Annotated in this window: 7 protein-coding genes; 2 read left to right on the top strand and 5 right to left on the bottom strand. The window is 60.0% G+C overall.

Features of this window, described 5'->3' with window-relative positions; translation table 11 throughout:
- The 4 genes from ACFFAR_RS22750 to ACFFAR_RS22735 form a co-directional block, all read right to left on the bottom strand.
- A partial coding sequence (locus tag ACFFAR_RS22750) for a hypothetical protein (protein WP_375508515.1) occupies positions 1-185 on the bottom strand: 185 nt, incomplete at its 3' end.
- 388 nt (positions 186-573) lie between these two features.
- The gene (locus ACFFAR_RS22745) at positions 574-1,893 is read right to left on the bottom strand and encodes an MFS transporter (RefSeq protein ID WP_174365370.1); all 1,320 of its coding nucleotides are present in this window, start codon (positions 1,891-1,893) and stop codon (positions 574-576) included.
- Between the two features lie 114 nt (positions 1,894-2,007).
- Complete coding sequence (locus tag ACFFAR_RS22740; RefSeq protein ID WP_062167386.1) at positions 2,008-2,766, bottom strand: SDR family oxidoreductase; 759 nt, start codon at positions 2,764-2,766, stop codon at positions 2,008-2,010.
- Positions 2,767-2,788: 22 nt separating this feature from the next.
- Entirely contained in the window at positions 2,789-4,228 is a 1,440-nt protein-coding gene (locus ACFFAR_RS22735; RefSeq protein ID WP_086382009.1) for an aldehyde dehydrogenase family protein, read from the bottom strand.
- Between the two features lie 328 nt (positions 4,229-4,556).
- Here ACFFAR_RS22735 and ppa point away from each other — a divergent pair, with 328 nt between their 5' ends.
- Positions 4,557-5,084: an inorganic diphosphatase gene (gene ppa, locus ACFFAR_RS22730; protein WP_062000049.1), complete on the top strand. Its 528-nt coding sequence runs from the start codon at positions 4,557-4,559 to the stop codon at positions 5,082-5,084.
- Between the two features lie 69 nt (positions 5,085-5,153).
- Here ppa and ACFFAR_RS22725 read toward each other — a convergent pair whose 3' ends face one another.
- Entirely contained in the window at positions 5,154-5,456 is a 303-nt protein-coding gene (locus tag ACFFAR_RS22725; RefSeq protein WP_375508514.1) for a GIY-YIG nuclease family protein, read from the bottom strand.
- Here ACFFAR_RS22725 and ACFFAR_RS22720 point away from each other — a divergent pair.
- Positions 5,367-5,814, top strand: a 448-nt coding sequence (locus tag ACFFAR_RS22720; RefSeq protein WP_375508513.1) for a peptidogalycan biosysnthesis protein, incomplete at its 3' end; no start/stop codon positions are given. The two genes, ACFFAR_RS22725 and ACFFAR_RS22720, sit on opposite strands and share 90 nt — an antisense overlap.

Here is a 5,814-nt window from a genome sequence, read left to right as displayed (position 1 = left end):
GAATTCTTTATTGCGGCGGTGCCATGTGAGTGATGTCCCGCTGATTGTGAAACGTCGCTGATGCCAGCAATGGAAGGCGCACCCGCAACCGGCTTCGCGTGACGGTGTTGATGGTGCAGATGAAAGTGAACGCCATGCGTTGGGTGGCCGTTCGAGCCGATCGCGGTGTACACGGGCTGAAGCACACCCGGCGATCCTATTGCCACAGACGATGCGCTCCGATTGGGCAGGGGATCGAACGACCCGATTAGCGGCGATGCGGCTTCGTCTGTCTTGACTCTATCTAGTCCATTCGCCCAGACAGGGTCTGCACTAAAACGCGTTGCGATGAACGAAGACTCAAGATTCAACGAACTTCTTTCTGACATGCTTGCTCCGCTCTCTAATTGTTGTAAGCGGGCGGCGCACACACATTGACACACAGCCACCGCCCGTTATGAATCGTTTGCAACGCTAAAAATTCGCAAATGATCGAACGGACGATTCTGAATAAGGTAGTTGAAAGGTGATACTAGAAAACTCCTATTTATAGTAGGAGTCTTCTGTGCAGTTGACCTGAATGTCCAGCAACTGTTATCGATTGACGATCCGCTTCGGTACGCTCAGCGCGAGTAACCCGCCGAGCACCATGAATGCGGCCAACATGTACATGCCGCTTGCATTGGACGCGGTGGCTTGCTTCAACCACCCCACGAGATAGGGGCTGAGAAAACCCGCAAGATTCCCGAGCGAGTTGATCATTGCAATCCCGGCAGCGGCGCCCGTCCCGGCCAGGAACGCCGTAGGCAAGCTCCAGAACAACGGCAAGGTAGTGAGAATGCCCATCGTTGCCAAGGTAAGCCCGAGCATTGCCAAGGGCGTGTTCGTCGACCATATGACCGTTAAAACCAGCCCCAACGCTCCAACAGCCGCCGGCACGGCAATATGCCACCTCCGCTCGCCACGTTTATCGGCACTGCGTGCAACGAGCAGCATCCCGATCACCGCCGCGCCGAAGGGAATAGCAGACAGCAATCCGATATTCAGCGCATCCGTCACTCCGGTCGCCTTGATGATCGTCGGCAGCCAGAAACTCACGCCGTACAGGCCCATCACGAACGAAAAGTACGTGAGGCTCATCAGCCAGACACGGCCGCTTTTGAGCACTTCGCGCACGGGCATGTCGACCTTCTCGACATTGTCCTTCGCGATGTTCCGTTCCAGCAACTCACGCTCTTCGGCGCTCAGCCACTTGGCCTTCGCAATCCGGTCGTCCATGAAAATGAAGACCAGCACGCCGACCACGATCGATGGAATGCCTTCCAGCAAGAACAGCCACTGCCACGAATGCCAGCCGTTGACGCCATCGAAGTTCTTCATGATCCAGCCGGACACCGGGCCGCCGATCAAACCCGATACGGCAATCGCGGTCATGAACAACGTCGTCATGCGTCCGCGCCGGTCGGCCGGGAACCAGTACGTGAGGTACAGGATGATGCCAGGGAAAAATCCCGCTTCGGCCACGCCCAATAAAAAGCGCATTACGTAGAACATGGTGGGCGTGGTGATGAACATCGTCAGCGCCGAGAGGATGCCCCACGTGATCATGATCCGCGCTATCCATACCCGCGCGCCGACCTTGTGCAGGATGACGTTGCTCGGGATCTCGAAGATGAAATAGCCGAAGAAAAAGATGCCCGCGCCGAAGCCATAGACAGCGTCGCTCAAGCCGAGATCGGTGGACATCTGCAACTTGGCGAAACCCACATTCACGCGGTCCAGATATGCGACCACATAACAAAGCAGCAACAGGGGCGACAGGCGCCATGCGACTTTTTTGTACGTTGCCGCTTCGAAGGCCGAAGGCGGCGCGCCCGCGCCCGGTCCGTGATACTCACCCGCAGTACTCGCCATGCTGTCTCCTGAATTTTATTATCGGTGGAACAACGATTCTAGTCGTTGGCAATGGCCCTCAAGCATCTGTTTTATATGGGGAAAACACCAAGCGAGGCGTCTTCCCCGAAGACCCTAGACGCAACGTCCGCCATCCACCTCCAGCGCCACGCCGGTGATGAACTCTGCGTCGTCGGAGGCCAGATACAAGGCCGCGTTCGCGATGTCTTGCGGTGTCGAGAGGCGTCCCAACGGAATCGAGGAGAGGAACTTCTGCCGGTTCGCGGGCGTGTCTTCCACGCCCATGAATTCGGACAGCAAACCCGTTTCGCCCATCACCGGGTTGATGCAGTTCACGCGTATCCGGTCGGGTCCTAACTCGACCGCCAGCGCCTTGCTCGCAATGATCACCGCCGCCTTGCTGCCGTTGTACCAGACCAGACCGGGGCGCGGCCGCACGCCCGCCGTCGATGCCACGTTGATGAACGACCCGCCGCCCACCGACCGGAAGTAGGGCACGAATTGCGTGACGCTGTGATAGATGCTCTTCACGTTCACCGCATAAACGCGGTCGAATTCGGCTTCGGTGACTTCCATCACCGGCTTGTTCCTGTGCGTCGTGCCGGCGTTGTTCACCACGACCTGGATGCTGCCGAAGTCTTCGATGGCGGCATCGAACAGCGTCTTCCAGTCGGCCTGTTTCGTGACATCGCCGGCGACCGCGATCGCCTTGCCGCCGCTCACGGCAATCTCGCTCGCAACGCGTTCCGCCGATGCCCCGTTGAGGTCGTTCACCACCACGTTCGCGCCTTCGCGCGCAAATGTCTTCGCGATTCCTTCGCCGAATCCCGATCCGCCGCCCGTCACAATTGCTGTCTTGCCTTGCAGTCTCATGTCGTCTCCAAGTTGTGGTTACTTAACCGTGTTTGATCGCAATGGTTTTAAGCACCGTGAATCCATACAACGCTTCGAAGCCTTTTTCACGGCCGTGTCCTGAATGTTTGACGCCGCCAAACGGCAGTTCCACGCCACCGCCCGCACCATAATTGTTGATGAACACTTGCCCCGATCTCACCTTCCGGGCAATGCGCATCTGCCGTCCGCCATCACGTGTCCAGACGCCCGCAACCAGGCCGAAGTTGGTGCCGTTGGCGAGTTTCAGGGCATCGGCTTCATCGTCGAAAGGCATGGCGCACAGGACCGGGCCGAACACCTCTTCCTGTGCCAGACGGTGCGATGGCGGGACATCGCGCAAGAGCGTCGGCGCCTGATAAAAGCCTGCTTCGGGCGCTTCCGATACCACCTCGCCGTGCGCGGCCATCGCGATTCCGTCATGCTGTGCATCGGAGAGAAAATCCCACACGCGCTGCTGCTGCTTCGCGCTGATGAGCGGTCCGCAATCCAGGTCGAGCTTGCTCGGCCCGACCTTCAGCGCGCTGAACGCTTCGCTCAAACGATCCAGCAACGGCTCATACGCCGATCGTTCGATCAACACGCGGCTGCCCGCCGAACACGTCTGCCCGGCGTTCTGCACGATCGCCGAAACCAGGACCGGGATGGCGGCGTCGAAATCGGCATCGGCGAAGACGATCTGCGGCGACTTGCCGCCGAGTTCGAGCGTGACGGGCACGTGGTTATCGGCGGCCATCTTGACGACGGCGGCACCCGTTACCGGCGACCCGGTGAACGAGATGTGATCGATACCCGCGTGCCGCGCGAGCGCCGCTCCGGCTTCGTATCCATAGCCCGTGACAATGTTCAGTGCTCCCTCCGGCAATCCGGCTTCGGCGGCGAGCTCGGCGATCCGCAATATCGATAAACATGCGTCTTCTGCCGGTTTCACCACGCACGCGTTGCCCGCCGCGAGCGCCGCGCCGACGCTGCGTCCGAAAATCTGCAACGGGTAATTCCACGGCACGATGTGCCCGGTCACGCCGTGCGGCTCGCGGATGGTCAGCACGGTGAAGCCGTTCTGGTAGGGCAGGGTTTCGCCATGGAGCTTGTCGGCGGCGCCCGCATAGAACTCGAAGTACCGCGCGATACCGGCGGCATCGGCGTGCGCCTGCTTGAGCGGTTTGCCTGTATCGCGTGCTTCGAGTTGCGCGAGCTCTTCCTGATGAGCGGCGACGATCATCGACAGCCGGTACAACACGCGCCCGCGATCCGCCGCGCTCGCATGACCCCAGGCGCCTTCGTAGGCGCGCCGCGCCGCCTGGACCGCCCGGTCGATATCCGCAGCATTGCCGCGGCCGAGTTGTGCGAAAACCTGGCCATCGGAGGGATCGAGGACGGGAATCGTCTCGTTGCTCGCCGCCGCAACCCACTTGTTGCCGATGAAATGCTTTGCCTCTTCCATGCCTGACTCCTGTCTCCGTAGCTTGGTTGGATGGACGCACGCGGTTCGTTTCCGGGCCAACGGCCATGCCGCGCACGATGCTTCTAGCCTGCTTTACGCTGTTTTTCCGGACGCGTAGTGACGCCGGAGTGCGCGCTTCGATTGGCTATAATGACGTAAATACGCGGCTTGATGGGCGCGCATGCGGCATGAAATCAGCGTTGCGGCCCGGCCGTTCAATTTTTGCGTGGGTTGCCGCAACGCAGCAAAGCCTGGTTTCCGCCGCGTACCGGCTCCGTCTGGTTCGTCTACTTCCCGACCCCGAATTTCCACTTTGAAGAGAGTGCACATGAGCTTCAACAACGTACCCGCAGGCAAGGATCTTCCGCAGGACTTCAACGTGATCATCGAGATCCCGGCGCAAAGCGATCCGGTGAAGTACGAAGCGGACAAGGACATGGGCCTGCTCGTGGTCGATCGTTTTATCGGCACGGGCATGCGTTACCCGGCCAACTACGGTTTCATTCCGCAAACGCTTTCCGGCGATGGCGACCCGGTCGACGTGCTGGTGATCACCCCGTTCCCGCTGCTGGCAGGCTCGGTGGTTCGCGCACGCGCCCTGGGCATGCTGCAGATGACAGATGAATCGGGCGTCGATGCCAAGCTGGTCGCAGTCGCGCACGACAAGATCTGCCCAATGACGGCGCACATGAAGACGGTCGATGACGTGCCTGAATATCTGAAGGATCAGATCAAGCATTTTTTCGAGCATTACAAGGCGCTCGAGAAGGGCAAGTGGGTGAAGGTCGAAGGCTGGCAGGGCGTGGACGCAGCCCACAAGGAAATTACCGAAGGCGTGGCGAACTTCAAGAAGTAAGCTTAGCCGCCAGCTTTTGACGTATCGAAGACCGCCCGGTCCTGCCTCACGGCAGGACCGGGCGGTTTTTCATGTCTCGACCGGCGGGATTTCTTCGGCTTCCGCGGGCATCACGTCCACGAGCGTCAATTCGCCCGCGACCAGCTTCCATTTCCTCGGCGTCGTCAGTCGCTTCACCCAATACTCCGCCCGCGAAGCCTCAGCCCGGCCGCTCAACTCAAACGACGCCCGTACGGCAACCGGCTTGCGCGATCGCGTGTACCTCGCGCCGTCGCCGCTCAGATGCTTGGCGAAACGCGCATCGACATCGGTGGCAATCCCGGTATAGAGACTTCCGTCGGCGCATTCTATGAGATACAGGAACCAGGGCATGAGTCTGAAGGTGGACGTCGGATGCCGCGCATTATCCCTCAAGCCTCCCTCATAAACCCCGCTCCGACAAAAACCCGCGACTTCGGCGAGAATAACCATTCCGCGCTGCATCAAGCGCATGGCAATAGCCACGAACAAGCCCGAAGCGAGGTAAGCCCGTTGAACCGCACGGTCGAAATACATGTGGTCGATTCGCTCGACACCGTGAGCCCGGACGAATGGAACCGTCTTGCCGGCGACAACCCGTTCGTCCGCCACGAATTCCTCTCGGCGATGCAGGACACGGGCTGCGCAGTCGCGCGAACCGGCTGGCGTCCGCATTTCCTGCTGCTCAAGCGCGACGGCAAACTCGCCGGCG

It is taken from the genome of uncultured Caballeronia sp. (assembly GCF_964243625.1).
Lineage (GTDB): Bacteria > Pseudomonadota > Gammaproteobacteria > Burkholderiales > Burkholderiaceae > Caballeronia.
This window is presented reverse-complemented; position numbering and strand designations above follow the sequence as displayed.

Bases quoted from the DNA above. Each gene is read 5' to 3' on its own strand.
- ACFFAR_RS22745 (WP_174365370.1), bottom strand. From the start codon at position 1,893: ATGGCGAGTACTGCGGGTGAGTATCACGGACCGGGCGCGGGCGCGCCG.
- ACFFAR_RS22740 (WP_062167386.1), bottom strand. From the start codon at position 2,766: ATGAGACTGCAAGGCAAGACAGCAATTGTGACGGGCGGCGGATCGGGA.
- ACFFAR_RS22735 (WP_086382009.1), bottom strand. From the start codon at position 4,228: ATGGAAGAGGCAAAGCATTTCATCGGCAACAAGTGGGTTGCGGCGGCG.
- ppa (WP_062000049.1), top strand. From the start codon at position 4,557: ATGAGCTTCAACAACGTACCCGCAGGCAAGGATCTTCCGCAGGACTTC.
- ACFFAR_RS22725 (WP_375508514.1), bottom strand. From the start codon at position 5,456: ATGCCCTGGTTCCTGTATCTCATAGAATGCGCCGACGGAAGTCTCTAT.